10 protein-coding genes are annotated in these 16,601 nt (G+C 75.6%); 6 read left to right on the top strand and 4 right to left on the bottom strand.

What is annotated here, in order from left to right:
* The first annotated feature begins 27 nt into the window (after nt 1–27).
* From ACQKM2_RS20870 to ACQKM2_RS20845, 6 genes are all read left to right on the top strand, one after another.
* The gene (locus tag ACQKM2_RS20870) at nt 28–1,005 is read left to right on the top strand and encodes a cyclase family protein (protein ID WP_427711695.1); all 978 of its coding nucleotides are present in this window, start codon (nt 28–30) and stop codon (nt 1,003–1,005) included.
* A 103-nt stretch (nt 1,006–1,108) separates the two neighbouring features.
* Entirely contained in the window at nt 1,109–3,865 is a 2,757-nt protein-coding gene (locus ACQKM2_RS20865; protein WP_427711693.1) for a SpoIIE family protein phosphatase, read from the top strand.
* 36 nt (nt 3,866–3,901) lie between these two features.
* Entirely contained in the window at nt 3,902–5,434 is a 1,533-nt protein-coding gene (locus ACQKM2_RS20860; RefSeq protein WP_427711692.1) for a sugar ABC transporter ATP-binding protein, read from the top strand.
* A complete protein-coding gene (locus tag ACQKM2_RS20855; protein WP_427711690.1) occupies nt 5,431–6,492 on the top strand; it encodes an ABC transporter permease in 1,062 nt (353 codons plus the stop codon). Before ACQKM2_RS20860 ends, ACQKM2_RS20855 begins: the two co-directional genes overlap by 4 nt.
* A gap of 32 nt (nt 6,493–6,524) precedes the next feature.
* Nucleotides 6,525–7,685 (top strand): substrate-binding domain-containing protein, encoded by a 1,161-nt coding sequence (locus tag ACQKM2_RS20850; RefSeq protein WP_427711688.1) that lies wholly within the window; start codon nt 6,525–6,527, stop codon nt 7,683–7,685.
* Between the two features lie 134 nt (nt 7,686–7,819).
* Nucleotides 7,820–9,247, top strand: a complete 1,428-nt coding sequence (locus tag ACQKM2_RS20845; RefSeq protein ID WP_427711686.1) for a hypothetical protein — start codon at nt 7,820–7,822, stop codon at nt 9,245–9,247.
* 40 nt (nt 9,248–9,287) lie between these two features.
* Here ACQKM2_RS20845 and ACQKM2_RS20840 read toward each other — a convergent pair whose 3' ends face one another.
* From ACQKM2_RS20840 to ACQKM2_RS20825, 4 genes are all read right to left on the bottom strand, one after another.
* Nucleotides 9,288–10,631, bottom strand: coding sequence for a M1 family metallopeptidase (locus tag ACQKM2_RS20840; RefSeq protein WP_427711684.1), 1,344 nt, complete (start codon nt 10,629–10,631; stop codon nt 9,288–9,290).
* A gap of 39 nt (nt 10,632–10,670) precedes the next feature.
* Entirely contained in the window at nt 10,671–14,627 is a 3,957-nt protein-coding gene (locus tag ACQKM2_RS20835; RefSeq protein WP_427711682.1) for a Pls/PosA family non-ribosomal peptide synthetase, read from the bottom strand.
* A 169-nt stretch (nt 14,628–14,796) separates the two neighbouring features.
* Complete coding sequence (locus ACQKM2_RS20830; RefSeq protein WP_427711680.1) at nt 14,797–15,156, bottom strand: NTP pyrophosphohydrolase; 360 nt, start codon at nt 15,154–15,156, stop codon at nt 14,797–14,799.
* 6 nt (nt 15,157–15,162) lie between these two features.
* On the bottom strand, nt 15,163–16,590 hold the full coding sequence (locus ACQKM2_RS20825) for a lipase/acyltransferase domain-containing protein (RefSeq protein ID WP_427711678.1): 1,428 nt from the start codon (nt 16,588–16,590) through the stop codon (nt 15,163–15,165).
* Nucleotides 16,591–16,601: the final 11 nt, after the last annotated feature.

The following is a 16,601-nucleotide window of genomic DNA, read 5'->3' as shown; positions in this document are numbered from 1 at the left end:
ACGGACGTACCGACCCCGGAGTGCCCCATGAGCCCCAGCGCCGCCGATGCCCCCGCTCCCCCGCCGGAGGATCCCCCCGGCGGGGCGGCGGCCGTCTCCCGCCGCGAGTTCGACGCCCTGTTCGAGGCGGTCCGCACCTGGGGCCGGTGGGAGGGGGAGGCGGCCGGGCGCGGCGCGTGGAACGGGGTGGCGGCGGACCACGTGCGCGGGGCCGCCGCGCTGGTCCGGTCGGGCACGGTCGTGGCGCTCGGGCGCCCCTGGGACACGGCCCCCGGCCCGGACAACGCGCGGCCGGCCCTGCACCACATGACCGACCTCGGCGACGTGGAGGAGCCGGAGCCGGCCGCGTACAAGGACTTCCTCGGGGCGGACTACCACGGCAAGTCGGTCAGCCACCTCGACGCGCTGTCGCACATCGGCTACCGGGGGCGACTCTACGACGGCCGCGCGGCGCACGAGGAGGCCGGAGCCGGGGGCGTCCGGTTCGGCTCGGTGGCGGCGCTCGGCCCGCTGGTGACCCGGGGCGTGCTGCTGGACCTGCCCGCGGTGCTGGGGGTGCCCTGGCTGGAGCCGGGGCACGCGGTGCGGGCGCGGGACCTCCTGGCCGCGGAGGAGGTGCTCGGCGTGCGGATCGGGGAGGGCGACGCGGTCCTGCTGCGCTCCGGCCGGTTCCGCCGCCGGACGGAGCTGGGCCCGTGGGACCCGGGGACGGGCAGTGCCGGCTGGCACGTGGACGCCGTACCGCTGCTGGCGGAGCGGGGCGTGGCCCTGCTCGGCGCCGACGGGGACAGCGACGTGCGGCCCTCGCCGGTGGAGGGCCTGCACTCCCCCGTCCACGCCCTCGCCCTCACGGCGATGGGGGTGCCCCTCCTGGACAACCTCGACCTGGAGGCGCTCTCCGCCGCCTGCGCCGGGGCGGGCCGGCACGCGTTCATGCTCGTGGTGTCCCCGCTGAACGTGCCGGGCGGGACGGGCTCGCCCGTGAACCCGGTCGCGGTGCTGTGAGCCGTCCCCGGCACGGCCGTCCCGCCCCCACGCCCCGACAAATGTTGAGGAATATACTCAAAACCGGGCCATCGAGACTGCTCCGACGAGGGAAGTGGTGCACATGGGGGTCGTCGACGACCGCACCGGCCCCGTGCAGTCCCGTGACCGGTTCCTGCACGGCGGGTCCGCCGAGTCGGTCGTACGCAGCGTGCGCAGCCCGATCCTGAGTTCGTGGCAGCGCAGCCTGCTGCTGGGGCTGTCGCCGGACCAGACCGAGCTGCCGTTCACCGAGGACTTCGACGCGGAAGGACCCGTCGTCCGCGCCGCCGTGCCCGTCCTCGACCGGCTCGCGGCGCTCTTCGCGGGCAGCCGGATGAACATCTGCCTCGCCGACGGCCACGGCACCGTGCTCGAACGCCGCTTCGGCGACAAGTCCCTGCCCGGCCGGCTGCCGGCCATCCAGACCCAGCCCGGCTTCGTGTTCTCCGAGCGGGTCGCGGGGACGAACGGGATCGGCCTGACCCTCGCGGAGCGGCAGCTCGTCCAGGTCAACGGTGCCGAGCACTTCGCCGAACGCTCCCAGTCCAGCGCCTGCACCGCGGCTCCCATCCGCGACCAGCTCAGCGGGCACATCGAGGGCGTCCTGTGCCTGGGCTACCCCTACACGGACGCGGACCCGGCGCTGGCCGCGGTCGTCCGCCGGGCCGCCGAGGCCATCGAACGGCGGCTGATGGAGCAGAGTTCGGCGCGCGAGCGCGGGCTGCTGCAGGCCTACCTGGAGGCCGGGAACCGGGTCCGGGCCCGCGGGGACGCCCTCGACGGGCATCCGTTGACCCTGGCGGAGCTGCTGCTGAGCGAGCTGGAGCAGAGCGACCACACGACCCTCAAGGAGAAGGCCACCGAGCTGCTGTCCGGCGCGCGCCGGGCCGCCGCGGAGGTGTCCCTGTCGCACGGCCGCCGGGTCACCCTCGTCAGCCGGCCCGTGACCAGCCCGGCCGGGGTGGAGGGGATCGTCGTCGAGGCCCTGCTGCCCGACGAGGAGGAGCACCACGCGCCCGCCCCCGACCACACCCACGCGCCCCTGCACGCCCACGCCGCCGCGCCCGCGTCCGGGAGCGCGCCCGCGGCCCCCGCCCCGGGCGGCGGCGCGGTGCGGGGGCTGGTGCTGGTCGGCGAGCCGGAGGTCGGGAAGTACGCCGTCGCGGCACGCCGGCGGCTGGAGCTGCTGGCCGAGGCCAGCACCCGGATCGGCACCACCCTCGACGTCGGCCGCACCGCCCGGGAACTGGCCGAGACCGCCGTCCCGAGACTGGCGGACTTCGTCACCGTCGACGTGCCCGAGTCGGTGCTGCGCGGCGAGGAGTCCGGCGACCCGACCGGGGAACTGCACCGCACGGTGGTGCACGGCATCCGCGACGACTGCCCCTTCTACCCGGTCGGCGAACGGCTGGTGCTCCGCCCGACCACGCCCCACATGCGCTCCCTGGCCACCGGGCAGCCGGTACTGGAGCCCGAACTGAAGGCGGCCTTCGGCTGGATCGCCCAGGACCCGGAGCACGCCGAGCTGCTCCTCGCCCACAACATCCACTCGCTGATCACCGTGCCGCTGCTGGCGCGGGGCGTCGTCCTCGGCGTCGCGTGCTTCTACCGCTCCCGCAACCCCGCCCCGTACGGGGACGACGACCGCTCCCTCGCCCAGGAACTCGCCGCCCGGGCCTCCCTGTGCATCGACAACGCCCGCCGCTACACCCGCGAGCACACCCTGGCCCTGAGCCTCCAGCGCAGCCTGCTCCCCCACGGGCTGCCCGAGCAGAGCGCCGTCGAGGTGGCCCACCGCTACCTGCCCGCCGAGTCCGGGGTGGGCGGCGACTGGTTCGACGTCATCCCGCTGTCCGGGACCCGCGTCGCCCTCCTCGTCGGCGACGTCGTCGGCCACGGACTGCACGCGGCGGCGACCATGGGCAGGCTGCGCACCGCCGCCCGCAACTTCGCCGAACTGGAGCTGGCCCCCGACGAACTCCTCACCCACCTGGACAACCTCATGGTCCGCCTGGACCGCGAGGAGGGCGGGGACGACCCGGCCGCCGGCAGCACCGCGATCGTCGGCGCCACCTGCCTGTACGCGGTCTACGACCCGACCACCCAGCTGTGCACGATGGCCCGCGCCGGCCACCCGCCGCCCGCCCTGCTGCTGCCCGACGGCAGCGTGACCTTCCCCGAGCTGCCCGCCGGGCCGCCGCTGGGCCTGGGCGGCCTGCCCTTCGAGTCCGCCGAGGTCCACCTCCCCGAGAACAGCCGGCTGGTCCTCTACACGGACGGGCTCATCGAGGACCGCCACCGCGACATCGACCTCGCCCTGGAGGAGCTGCACCGCACCCTCGCCGCCGACCCCGGCCGCTCCCCCGAGGACACCTGCCAGGCGATCCTGGACGCGCTGGCCCCCGAGCACCCCGCCGACGACATCGCGCTCCTGGTCGCCCGCACCCACGCCACTCCCCCGGACCGGATCGCCGCCTGGGAGCTGCCGGCCGACCCGGCCCGCGTCGGCGACGTCCGCGCCGCGGCCATGGAGCAGCTCGGCCGGTGGGGCCTGGAGGAGTCCTCCTTCGCCACGGAACTGCTGCTCAGCGAGCTGGTCACGAACGGGATCCGGTACGGCGGAGGAGAGCCCGTGCGGGTGCGTCTGATCCACGACCGGACCCTGATCTGCGAGGTGTACGACGCCAGCAACACCGCCCCGCGGATGCGCCAGGCGGCCAACACCGACGAGGGCGGCCGGGGCCTGTTCCTGGTGGCACAGCTCGCCCAGGCCTGGGGCACCCGCTACACGCCCGACGGAAAGGTCATATGGGCGGAATGCGCCCTGGACGCGGCGTGACCCGGTCCGGGCGGCAAGGTCATCTAGAGTCGAGGAATGAGCCCACCTCCGCGTCCCGGTGGAGAACCCCTCGTCCGCGTGCGCGGTCTGCGCAAGCACTTCGGCGGCACCCTCGCGCTGGACTCGGTCGACCTCGACCTGTACCGCGGCAGCGTCCTGGCCCTGCTCGGCCCCAACGGCGCCGGCAAGTCCACCCTCATCAAGGTGCTCGCCGGGGTCCACCACGCCGACGCGGGCGAGGTGACCGTGGCCGGCCGGCCGCTGGGCTCCCACGGGACCGCCCGGCACCTGTCCTTCATCCACCAGGACCCCGGGCTGGTCGAGTGGATGACGGTGGCCGAGAACATCGCCCTGGGCACGGGCTACCCGCGCCGGGCCGGCCTGATCTCCTGGCGGCGGACCCGCGAGCGGTGCGAGGAGGCCCTGGACATCGTCGCCGGGCACCTCGACGCCGACGCCCGGATCGCCGACCTGGCCCCGGCGGAGCGTTCGCTGGTCGCCATCGCCCGCGCCCTGGCCGCCCGGGCCGGGGCCATCGTCCTGGACGAGCCGACCGCCACCCTGCCCGCCGCCGACTGCGCCCGGCTGTTCGGCGTCCTGCACGCCCTGCGCGACCGGGGGCACGGCATCCTCTACGTCAGCCACCGGCTGGACGAGGTGTACCGGGTCGCCGACGCGTTCGCCGTCCTGCGCGACGGCCGCGTGGTGGAGCACGGCCCGCTCGCCGGGTACGACCCCGGCCGGCTGGTGCGGGCCGTCGTCGGTCACGAGCCCGCCGCACGCCGCCCCGCCCCGCCCGCGGCGCCCCCGGCCGGCCCGCCCCTGCTGCGCCTGGAGGGGGTGCGGACCGGGCACGCCGAACCGGTCGGCCTGGAGCTGCGCGCCGGCGAGATCCTCGGCATGGTCGGCCTGACCGGCGCCGGGCACCGGGAGCTCGGCCGTGCGGTGGCGGGCGTCCTGCCGGTGCGCGGCGGGCGGGTGCTGCTGGAGGGCCGTCCGTACCGGCCGCGTACGGTCCGGGACGCCGTGGCCGCCGGTGTCGGCTTCGTGGCCGGGGACCGCCAGGCGGAGGGCTGCGCCCCGGAGCTGACGGTGCGGGAGAACTTCCTGGCGAACCCGCGCGCCGCCGGCGTGCCCGCCTGGCGCTGGACCTCCCCCCGGCGCGAGCGCGCCGAGGCGGCCGCGCTGATCGACCGGTTCTGGGTCCTGCCCCGGGACGGCGAGGTGCCCATCGCCACGCTGTCCGGCGGCAACCAGCAGAAGGTGATGGTCGGGCGGTGGCTGCGGGGCGGGCTGCGGCTGCTGGTCCTGGAGGAGCCGACGGCCAGTGTGGACGTGGGGGCCAAGGCGGTGGTCCACCGGCTGCTCGACGGGGCGGCCGCGGCGGGCGTGGGGGTGCTGCTCGTCTCCACCGACTTCGAGGAGGTCGCGGACCTCTGCCACCGCGCGCTGGTCCTCGTCCGCGGGGCGGTGCGCGCCGAACTCGCGGGCCGGGAGCTGACGGTGGCCGGGCTGACCCGGGCGGCCTCGGCGATGCCGGCCGTCACCGGAACCGCGACGGGCCCATGACCCCTTCCCCACCGCGGCGGTCCCCGCTGGAGCGGCTGCACGGGCACCACATCGGCAGCTACGGCCTGCCGGTGCTGGCCGCGCTGCTCTTCCTGGTCTTCTCGCTCCTCCTGCCGCAGACCTTCCCCACCCGGGACAACGTCTCCGCGATCCTGTCGAACCAGGCGGTCCCGGCCGTCCTCGCGCTGGGGGCGACGATCCCGATCGCCACCGGCAGGTTCGACCTGTCCATCGGCTACGGGCTGGGGCTGGCGCACGTGATGGTGATGCGGCTGGTCGTCACGGAGGGCTGGCCCTGGCCCGCGGCCTGCCTGGTGGTGGTGTGCGGGGGCGCGCTGGCGGGGGCGCTGACCGGTGTGATCGTCGAGTTCGGACAGATCGACTCCTTCATCGCGACCCTGGGGACCGGTTCCATGATGTACGCGGTCACCGGCTGGATCACCGGCGGCGCCCGGATCGTGCCCGGCCCGGAAGGCATGCCGGCGGGCTTCACCGCCCTGTACGACGCACGTTTCCTGGGTCTGCCGCTGCCGGCCTTCTACGTGCTGGGCGTCACGGCCGTCCTGTGGGTGGTGCTGGAGCGGCTCCCGGCCGGCCGGTACCTGTACGTCATCGGCTCGAACCCGCGGGCCGCCGCCGCCATCGGCATCCCCACCCGCGCCTACTGCGTGGCCGCGTTCGCGGGCTCGGGCCTGGTCACCGGTTTCGCCGGGGTGCTGCTCGCCGCCCAGCAGCAGACCGGCAACCCGAGCACGGGGCTGGACTACCTGCTGCCGGCCTTCGTCGGCGCCCTGCTCGGCTCCACGACGATCAGGCCCGGCCGCGCCAACGCCGTCGGCACGGTCGTGGCCGTCGCCGTGCTCGCCGTCGGGCTCGCCGGGATCGGCCAGCTCGGGGCCCAGTTCTGGGCCACTCCGCTGTTCAACGGCGGGACCCTGCTCATCGCCGTCGGCCTGGCCGGCTGGGCGGCGCGCCGCCGGCTGGGCGCCGGTGCCGCCGCCTCCCGCCGGCCGCCCGGGCAGGAGACGCCCGCACCGGTCCAGGCCGGCCCGTCGTAGCACCCCGTACGCGCACCCACGCCAGGAGCACCGTGTTCCCGAAGCACCCGAACCCGAGAACGCCCGTCGCCACCGCGGCCCTGCTCGCGGCGGCCGCCGCCCTCCTGGCCGGCTGCGGCGGCGGGCCGCCGTCCGGCAACGGGCCGTCGAAGGCCGGCTGTCCCGGGGTCCTGCCCCGGGCCGAGGCCGCCGTCCGGCAGGCCGAGGCCGCCGGCGCCTCCTGGAACGGGCCGGACTCCGGCCCGGCGGCCGTGCCCGGCAAGAGCCTCGTGTACGTCGCGCAGACGATGACCAACCCGGGCGTCGCGGGAGTCGCCAAGGGCGTCGAGGAGGCGGCGAAGGCGATCGGCTGGCCGGTCCGGGTGATCGACGGGGACGGCACCCCGGCCGGCATCCAGGCGGCGCTCAGCCAGGCCGTCACCCTCAAGCCGTCCGGCATCGTCATCGGCGGCTTCGACCCCCGTCCGGCCTCGCGGCAGATGGCGGCGGCCCGCGCCGCGGGCATCCCGGTGGTCGGCTGGCACGCGGTGGACTCCCCCGGGCCCAGCCGGGACCCCGCGCTGTTCACCAACGTCACCACCAGGGTGGAGGACGTGGCGCGGATCAGCGCCGACTGGATCATCGCCCGGTCCGGGGGCGACGCGGGGGTCGTCCTGTTCACCGACGACTCGATCCCCTTCGCCCGGAACAAGGCCGACCTGATCGAACGGGAGCTGGCCACCTGTTCCGGCGTGCGGCTCCTGACGTACGAGAACATCCCGATCCCGGACGCGAGCAGCCGCACCCCGCAGGCGGTCTCCTCCCTGCTCGCCCGCTTCGGGAAGGACTGGACGCACTCCGTCGCCATCAACGACCTGTACTTCGCCGACGCCGCCCCGGCGCTGCGGGCGGCCGGGCGCCCCGGGGCGGGGCCGCCGCTGAACATCGGCGCGGGCGACGGGGACCCGTCCGCCTTCCAGCGGGTCAACAGCGGGCAGTTCCAGGCGGCCACCGTCCCCGAGCCGCTGTCCCAGCAGGGCTGGCAGATCGTCGACGAGTTCAACCGCGCCTTCGCCGGGCAGCCCGCGAGCGGCTACGTGGCCCCCGTCCACATCGCCACGGCCGGCAACAGCCGGGGCGCCGACTCCTGGGACCCGCCGGGCTACCGCGAGGCGTACCGGCGGATCTGGCAGGCCGGGGAGCCCCATGAGTGAAGCTTCAACCACCTTGCCCCGCAGGAGAGTTGGCGGTCGGCCGATGTGACCGGCGCCGTGCGCCCGTGGCATGATCAACCTTCACGTTACCTACCAGTAACGGCACTTCCCCCCAATTCGAAGGTCACACCCACGTGCGTACGCTCGCCAGACGCCTCCTGCTGCCCGGACTGACCGCCCTCGCGCTCACCACCGCCGGCTGCTCCTCCCCGGCCCCCGTGAACACGGCCGGACCGGGCAGCCCGGCGGCCCTCCCCTCAGCCTCCGACGGCACCCAGCGGCTGGACGTGGACGCCGCGCCGCAGGGGTCCGCCGCCCCCTCCGCCATCGCCCGCACCCGCGGCGGCAAGGGCCCGGAGCAGGCCCAGCTGAAGGTCGCGTCCTACGACAAGGCCAGCGGACGCGCCGTCATATCCGCGGCCCCGCAAGGCGCCGGCACCTCGCCGAACCGCTCCGCCGCACCCTCGAAGGGCCCCTCGGCCGCCCCCTCCGCCGCGGCCTCGAAGCCCGTCGCGGTGGGCGACGTCATCGCCAGCGCCCCGGCGCCCGGCGCCCCCGACGGCCTCCTCGCGAAGGTCACCGAGGTCGTCGGCAAGACCGACCGCGGCACCGAGGTGAAGACCGCGCCCACCACCCTGGCCGCCGCGCTCGGCGACGACAAGGCCGACGGCAAGGTCCCCGTCGACCCCGCCTCGGTGGTCGTCGAACCCCTGATGAAGGGCGTCACCTTCTCCTGGGCCAAGGGGTCCGGCGTCACGTTCGGCCCGCAGGGCGCCAAGCTGCCCCTGGGCAACCTCCGGCTCGACGTGGACGCCGCCGTCGACACCGCCAAGGACGCCCCCGCCTCGGCGGGCGCCTCGGTGTCCGGCTTCGTACAGCTCGCCCCCCAGGTCGAGTTCTCGTACGACGGCAGCAAGGGCGCCGGCCACGGCCCGGACGCGGCGTTCCTCGGCATGAGCGGCGACTGGTCCTCCCAGTGGGCCCTCAAGGGCCGCGCCGCCGCGAGCACCGGCGCCCCCAAGCGGATCCCCTTCGCCAAGCTGCGCAGCAACCCGGTGCTCCAGGTCGGCCCGGTGCCCGTCGTCGTCAACCTCGAACTGACCTGCTACGTACAGGTGGAGGCCGACGGCAAGGTCACCCTCGACGTCCAGCAGGACGTCAAGGGCGACTTCCGCGTCGGCGGCGGCTACGCCGCCGGCAAGGGCTGGACCCCGGTCAGCACCTCGGCCGTGCACAGCACCCCGGTGAAGGCGACCGTCACCGCCGCCGGCCGGGTCAAGGGCGCCCTCGGCGCCGAGGCCTCCGTGGGCCTGTACGGGGCCGTCGGCGTCACCGCCGACTTCGCCCCCTACCTGCGCGGCGAGGCCGACGCCTCCGCGACCGCCTCCACCGACGGGAAGACCTCGGCGAACGGCTCCTGGGCGCTGTACGGCGGCTTCGACCTGAGCGGGCAGCTCCAGCTCCAGCTGTCCGTGTTCGGCACGCCGGTCGTCGAGCGGCGCGTCCCGCTGGGCGCCCTGCACCGCGAGTGGCCCCTGGTGAGCGGCCGCGCCGGGCAGTGACCCGTCGCCGCCCGGCCGGGCACCGCCGCGCGGTGCCCGGTCAGGCGGCCGGTTCCGCTCCCGGCGGCGGGGGCAGCGGCGGCAGGGCCGGGCCGTGCAGCCAGGCCGCGAACAGGCCGTCCAGCGGCCCGGCGGCGTAACCCGCCGCGTGCGCGGTGAAGGCGGCCGTGGTCACCACCCCGTGCCGGTACAGGGCCGCCCAGTCGCGGAGCATCCGGAAGAACGCCCCGTCGCCCAGGGCGCAGCGGACCGCGTGCACGGCCAGGCCGCCGCGCTGGTAGAGCCGGTCGTCGAACATCAGCCTGCGCCCCGGGTCGGCCAGCCTCAGGTCCTGCGGCAGCGAGGCCAGCAGCCGGTGCGCGGCGGTCGCGTGCTCGTGCGCGGTGCGGCCCCCGGAGCGCTCCGACCAGAGCCATTCGGCGTACTTGGCGAAGCCCTCGTTGAGCCAGATGTGGCGCCAGTCGGCGATGCCCACGCTGTTGCCGAACCACTGGTGGGCCAGTTCGTGGGCGACGAGCCGCTCGGAGCCGCGCGCGCCGTCCACGTGGTTCGTGCCGAACAGGGACAGCCCCTGGGCCTCCACGGGGACGTCCAGCTCCTCGTCGGCGACGACCACCGCGTACTCGCCGAAGGGGTAGGGGCCGAAGAGCTCCTCGAAGAGCCGCATCATGGCGGGCTGCCGGGCGAAGTCCCGGGAGAACCGCGGCAGCACGTGCGCGGGCACGTGGGCGGTCTGCGGCACCCCGCCGAGGCCCGGGTCGCCGAGCAGCACCGTCTGGTACTGGCCGACGGCCAGGCCGACCAGGTAGCTGGAGGTGGGCGCGGACTGCTCGTACACCCAGGTGGTGGTGCTGGCCCGGGTGGTCCGGGTGAGGAGCCGGCCGACGGCGGCCACCGTGTAGGCGGACGGGGTGTTCAGGGAGATGTGGTAGGCCGCCTTGTCCGCGGGCCGGTCGTTGCACGGGTACCAGGACGGCGCCCCGACGGGCTGGCTGGCCACCAGTGCCCCGTCCGTCAGCTCCTCCCAGCCGAGCCCGCCCCAGGGGCTGCGCACCGGCTTCGGGTTGCCCGACCAGTGGACCTCGACGGTGAAGGCCGCCCCGGCGCGCAGGGGCTTGGCCGGCCGGATACGGAGCCGGCCCGCCCGGTGGGTGTAGTGCGGGGCGCGGCCGTCCACCAGGACCCGGCCGATCCGGAAGGCGGCCAGGTTCAGGTGGAACTCGGCGAGCGGGGCCGGCCCGGCGATGGCGCTGAGCCGGGCGGTGCCGGCCAGCCGGTTGGGGCCGGGCCGGTACTCCAGGGCGAGTTCGTAGCGGTGCACCCGGTACCGGGGGTCGCCGTTGTCCGGGAAGTACGGGTCCACCGCCGTGCTCTGGCCGCTCATCGCCGGTTCCGCTCCCCGCTCTGTGCCGCGGTCCCCGGGCTAGGACCGCCACGCCTCGATCGGATTGCCCAGCCAGCGGGTGTCGGCGGGGACGGACTCCCCGGCCATCACCAGGGAGGCGGGACCCAGGGTGCTGCGCGCCCCGACCGTGCTCCCGGGCAGGACGATTCCGCCGGGGCCCAGGGTGGCGCCCTCGCGGAGGACCACAGTATCCGTCCGCAAGATCCGGTCGTGGAAGAGGTGCGTCTGCAACACGCAGCCGCGGTTGACGCTGACCCCGTCGCCGAGGGTCACCAGGTCCGTCTCGGGCAGCCAGTAGCTCTCGCACCACACGCCCCGGCCGATGCGCGCCCCGAGCCCGCGCAGCCACAGGACCAGCAGCGGGGTTCCGGGGACGGCTCCGGCGAGCCAGGGCACGGCCAGCACCTCCACGAAGGTGTCGGCCAGTTCGTTCCGCCAGACGAAGCCGCTCCACAGCGGGTGTTCCGCCCGCCGGTGCCGGCCGACCAGCAGCCATTTCGCCGCCACGGTGACGGCGCAGCCGACGGCGCCCGCGGTGAGCAGGACCGCCCCGGACAGCAGGGCCGCGCCCGGGACGCCCAGGGCCCCGGTCCCGGCGAGCGCGCACAGCGCCGCCAGCGTGAGGACGGCGAGGCCGGCCGAGCAGAAGACGGGCACGAGCCGGCAGGCCTCGACCAGGCCGCGCGCCCACAGCAGCCGGGCGGGCGGGTCGTACGTGCGGCTGCGGTCGGCGGCCGCGGCGGACCGGGGCAGCCGCACCGGGGGCAGGCCCAGGTACGAGCTGCCCTTCTTGGCCTTCTTCGGGGTGGCGGACAGGACGCCGACCAGCCCGCCGTCCGGCACGCTGCGGCCGGGCGCGGTCATGCCGGAGTTGCCGAGGAAGGCCCGGCGGCCGATCTCGGAGCGGCCGATCCGGATCCAGCCGCCGCCGCGTACGCAGGGGGCGGTCAGGGTGTCGTCGGCGAGGAACGCGCCGTCGCCCACGGTGGTGAGGCTGGGCAGGGCGAGCACGGTGGACACCTCGGCACCCCGGCCGACGCGCATGCCGAGCAGTCTCAGCCACACGGGGGTGACCAGCCCGGCGTACAGCGGGAAGAGCGTCGCCCGGGCCAGGTCCATCAGCTGGACGACCGCCCAGGCCTGCCAGCCGACGCGGCTGTGGGTGGGGTGGTTCCCGGTGCGCAGCCCGAGGCTGAGCAGGCGTACGGCGGTCAGGACGAGCAGCGCGTACGCCAGGGCGAAGGCGAGCGCGCCGGGCACGACGGCGAGCAGCGCCCCGCGCAGGGCCTCGGCGGGTCCGGCGCCGGCGGGCACGAACCGGCGGGCGACGAGCAGCGCGGGGAGCGCGGCGAGCAGCGGCAGGGCGGTGAGGCAGAAGCCGGTGGCCCCGTACATGGCCCGCCAGCGGAAGGCGCGCGGCGGGCGTTCCCCGGGCCAGTCGTGCTTGGCCCGGCCGAGCCTGACGGCGGGGGCGCCGCCCCAGCGCTGGCCGGCCGGGACCTGTCCGGCCACGGCGGAGCCCGGTGCCACTTCGGCCCGCTTGCCGACGCGGGCGCCGGGGAAGAGGGTGCTGCGGGTGCCGACGACGGCGCCGGCGCCGATCCGGACGGGGCCGATCTCCAGGCGGTCGCCGTCCAGCCAGTGGCCGCTGAGGTCCACCTCCGATTCCACGGCGCAGCCGCGGCCGAGCCGGAGCATGCCGGTGACCGGGGGCAGGGAGTGCAGGTCCACGTCGGGGCCCAGGCGGGCGCCGAGGGCGCGGGCGTAGCGCTGGAGCCAGGGGCCGGTGAGGGAGGTGGCGCCGGAGCACTCGGCGAGCCGTTCGGCCGTCCACAGCCGCAGGTGCACGCTGCCGCCGCGCGGGTGGCGGCCGGCCCGTACCCCGCGCAGCAGCAGGCGGGCGCCGCCGGCGGCGATGGCGAGGCGGCCGGGCGGGCTGAAGAGCAGGGCGGCGCCGGCGGCCACGTACCACCAGGAGGCGGTGGGCGCCCACGGGTACGGTCCGAGGCGGTGGAGCAGGTTGCCCAGCGCCAGCAGGGCGACGGTCCAGCGCAGGCCGACGAGGGTGAACAGGGGCAGCAGCAGGAGGCACTGGGCGGCCTTGGCGCGGGCCGGGACCGGTGCGACGGTGCGGGCGGCGCGGTCCTCGCGGACGGACCGCTCCAGCCGCCGGGCCAGTTTCCGCAGCGTCGGGTTCTGGTAGACGTCGAGGACGGCCACGCCGGGGTAGCGGGTGCGCAGCCGGGTGGTGAGCTGCGCGGCGGCGAGGCTGTTGCCGCCGGTGGCGAAGAAGTCGTCGCCTGCGCCGGTCACGGGCACGCCCAGGGTCTCGGCCCACTGTTCGGCGAGCCATGCCTCGGTGCCGTGGAGGGGCTCGGCGGGGCCGGCGGTCTCCAGGCCGGGCAGCGGCCAGGGCAGGGCGGCGCGGTCGACCTTGCCGGAGGTGCGGGTGGGCAGGGCGTCGACCTGGGCGAGCAGCGGTACGAGGGCGGCGGGCAGGGCGGCGCGCAGCCGTTCGACGGCGGCGGCGCGGTCCCAGCCGTCCTGGGTGACGAGGTAGCCGACGAGGAGCTGGTTGCCGCCGCGGGCGGTGCGTACGGCGGCGGCCGCGCCGGCGACGCCGGGCAGGGCCTGGAGCGCGGCGTCGACCTCGCCGAGTTCGATCCGCCGGCCGCCGAGTTTGACCTGCTCGTCGGCGCGGCCGAGGAAGACCAGGCCTTCCGGTTCGGCACGGACCAGGTCGCCGCTGCGGTAGGCGCGCGGCCAGCCCAGGGTTTCCAGCGGGGCGTACTTCTCGGCGTCCTTGGCGGGGTCGAGGTAGCGGGCGAGGCCGACGCCGCCGATGACGAGTTCGCCGCTGCCGCCCATGGGGACGGGCTCGCCGGACGTGTCGACCACGGCCAGTTCCCAGCCGGCGAGGGGGAGGCCGATCCTGACGGGCTCCGCGCCGGTCAGTTGGCAGGCGCAGGCGACGACGGTGGCCTCGGTGGGGCCGTACGTGTTCCAGACCTCGCGGCCCTCGGTGACCAGGCGGGCGGCCAGTTCGGGCGGGCAGGCCTCGCCGCCGAAGATCAGCAGCCGGACCTCGTCGAGGGCGGCGGGCTCCCAGAGCGCGGCGAGGGTGGGCACGGTGGAGACCACGGTGATCTCCTGTTCGACCAGCCAGGGGCCGAGGTCCGCGCCGCTGCGCACCCGGTGGCGGGGTACGGGGACGAGGCAGGCGCCGTGGCGCCAGGCCAGCCACATCTCCTCGCAGGAGGCGTCGAAGGCGACGGAGAGTCCGGCCATGACCCGGTCCCCGGGGCCGATCGGCTCGTCGGCGAGGAAGAGCGCGGCCTCGGCGTCGACGAAGGCGGCGGCGCTGCGGTGGCTGACGGCGACGCCCTTGGGCCGGCCGGTGGAGCCGGAGGTGAAGATGATCCACGCGTCGTCCCGGGGGCCGGGCCGGACGGCGGGCGCCGGAGCGGGAGCGGCCGGGGGGCGGCCGGTGGAGCCGGTGCGGTCGATGCTCCGGCCGGGGCCGAGGACCGCCCGTACGCCGGCTTCGCCGAAGACCAGCCGGGCCCGCTCGTCGGGGTCCTCGGCGTCGACGGGCACGTAGGCGGCGCCCGCGGCGAGGACCGCGAGGACGGCCACGTAGAGCTCGTTGGTGCCGGAGGGGACGCGTACGCCGACCCGGTCGCCGTGTCCCACCCCGGCCGCCGCGAGGGCGCGCCGGCGGCGTTCGACCCGGGCGGCCAGGGCCCGGTAGGTGAGCCGGGAGGTGCCGTCGTCCAGGGCGGGCTCGTCGGGGTGGGCCCGTACGGTGGCCTCGAAGACGTCGAGGAGGGTACGGGCGGGGGCGGCGGGCCCGGCGGAGAACCGGGCGGACTTGCCCGGGTCCCCGAGCGGCTCCCCTTCGTCGGGCACCGGCTCGCCGGGCAGGGCCCCGTCGGCCGTCAGGGTGAGTTCACCGCGTTCGGGTGTGGCTGCCATAGGCCCTCGCGTCTCGCTCCCGGACACGTCCGGGGTGCCGGTGGAGCCCGGGTCTGCCCGGGTTGTTCCGGTCCGGCGGAGAACAACCCACCAGCCTAGTTCGCCGCCGGGGATCCGCCCGTGGAAACCGCGGGCATGGCCTGAAGGGATTACTCCGCCCGGGGGGTCCTCAGGATGGCCGCACGGTGCGGGGGCCGGCGCAGTGGGCTCCGTACGCCTTCACCCGTTCGCGCAGGGCGCGGTCGGCGGTGACCACCACGCAGGGGCGGCCGGCGTGGGCGGCGGCGAGTTCCACGATGCGGTCGTCGCCGCTGCCGGGCGCGGAGTCGACCCGGACTCCGGGTACGGACGCGATGCCGCGGGCCGCGCCCTCGACGACGAGGATGACCTCCTCGCCGGCGTCCCGCTGCGCGAGCCGGTCGCGCAGCCGCTCGGCGGCGCCCTTGCGGTCGCGCCACCATCCGTCGGGTACGGAGCCGACGACGTTCGCCGCGTCGACGATGAGGACGGAGGTGAGGGCTTCGGTCACGTTCCGTCATTCTGCCACGGTCGTCTCCGGGGGCGCGACGACGAAGACGTCGGACAGCGGCGAGGTGTCCGCGCTGGCGCTGATCAGCAGGTCGTAGGTGCCGGGGGGCAGTACGCCGAGGTCGAACCGCCCGCGTTCGCGGGGGACCGTGACGGTGCGGTCGACGACGGGCACGCCGGTGGTCCGGCTGGTCACCGAGATCCGGGCGGGGATCTCGGGCAGTTCGCTCGCGCTCAGTGAGCTGTCCGCGCCGATCTCGCAGACCACCGGTTCCCCGTCGAGGTAGAGGTCGTCGCCGAGGTAGTTGAACCAGCAGGTCATGAAGGACCGCAGGTCCGCGATGTGGACGTCGTGCAGGGACTGGAGGATGCCCTTCATGTGGTCGAGCATGGCCGCGTGGTTCTGCAGGCTGCCGTGCTTCTGCGGGACGAAGGTGCGAGCGTCCTCGGAGCCGGAGAGCGCGGCGGAGAGCTGGGGCACCGTGCCGTCGCCGCCTTCGTCGGCGTCCCCGCGGACCATCAGGGTCTCGACCTTGTCCCCGATGATCCGGGCCGACTGCCGGGTGGGCTGGTCGGTGCCGACGATCGGGTAGTAGACCACCTGGCTGGATTCCCACGCGGGGTTCTTCCGGTTGTCCGCGGCCGCGTCCTCCATCTCCGTGTGGAAGTCGGTGAGGTGGCTGCTCCACTGGTCCTGCCAGCCGGGCAGCCCGGCCTTGGCGGGGAGGGCCGCGGTGCCGTCCGGCCCGTACACGCAGCGGTAGACGGGTACGAGCTGGTGCAGGCCGGTGAAGGAGCGCAGGAGCCGGGTGAGGTCGTGCTCGAAGGGGCCGATGCGCTTCTGGAAGCCGTTGCAGAGGAACTCGACAGCGTTGAGGGAGCCGTAGTAGGGGGTGCCGAAGGTCACGACGGCCCGGGTGTCCTTCCAGCCTTCGAGCCTTTCGACGTAGTAGCGGGACACGAGGCCGCCCATCGAGTGCCCGACCAGCACGAGCTGGGCCGCGGAGTTGCCGCTCTTCTCGCGCCAGGCGCGCAGCCAGTCCCTGCTCCGCTCGGAGAGCTGCCGGGCGGCGGCCCGGTTGTCGCGCCGCCAGTCGTACGGGAAGGGGAAGTAGTTCTCGCCCTGTTTCAGGTCGAACCGGTCCAGCAGGAACTTCTCGATGGCCGTGTAGCCGTCGATCTTCCACAGGCCGGGCAGGGTGTGGAGGTCGGGCACCAGCCGGGTGGCGGCGATGCCGTCACCGAGGTCGTCCTCGGTCCAGTCGTCCTGGCCGTCCGGCAGTTCCAGCTCCGCCAGGGAGCGGCCGAGGCTCGTCAGGGCGCCGATCACCGCCGAGGCCGAGGGGGCCCACACGTCCTTCCCGTCGCGCGTCAGTACGCTGCCGGTGATGCCGGGGAGCAGTACGACGACGTCGGGCATCGGGCTCTTGCCCATGAGCTGACCTC

The sequence above is a fragment of the Streptomyces sp. NPDC004126 genome (assembly GCF_050275515.1).
In the GTDB taxonomy this organism is placed as follows: Bacteria; Actinomycetota; Actinomycetes; order Streptomycetales; family Streptomycetaceae; genus Streptomyces.
The sequence above is the reverse complement of the archived record's forward strand: the minus strand, read 5'-3'. Positions and strand labels throughout refer to the sequence as shown.

Excerpts from the sequence above, each read along its gene's own strand:
- ACQKM2_RS20870 (WP_427711695.1), top strand. The coding sequence starts at position 28 with ATGAGCCCCAGCGCCGCCGATGCCCCCGCTCCCCCGCCGGAGGATCCC.
- ACQKM2_RS20865 (WP_427711693.1), top strand. The coding sequence starts at position 1,109 with ATGGGGGTCGTCGACGACCGCACCGGCCCCGTGCAGTCCCGTGACCGG.
- ACQKM2_RS20860 (WP_427711692.1), top strand. The coding sequence starts at position 3,902 with ATGAGCCCACCTCCGCGTCCCGGTGGAGAACCCCTCGTCCGCGTGCGC.
- ACQKM2_RS20855 (WP_427711690.1), top strand. The coding sequence starts at position 5,431 with ATGACCCCTTCCCCACCGCGGCGGTCCCCGCTGGAGCGGCTGCACGGG.
- ACQKM2_RS20840 (WP_427711684.1), bottom strand. The coding sequence starts at position 10,631 with ATGAGCGGCCAGAGCACGGCGGTGGACCCGTACTTCCCGGACAACGGC.
- ACQKM2_RS20835 (WP_427711682.1), bottom strand. The coding sequence starts at position 14,627 with ATGGCAGCCACACCCGAACGCGGTGAACTCACCCTGACGGCCGACGGG.
- ACQKM2_RS20825 (WP_427711678.1), bottom strand. The coding sequence starts at position 16,590 with ATGGGCAAGAGCCCGATGCCCGACGTCGTCGTACTGCTCCCCGGCATC.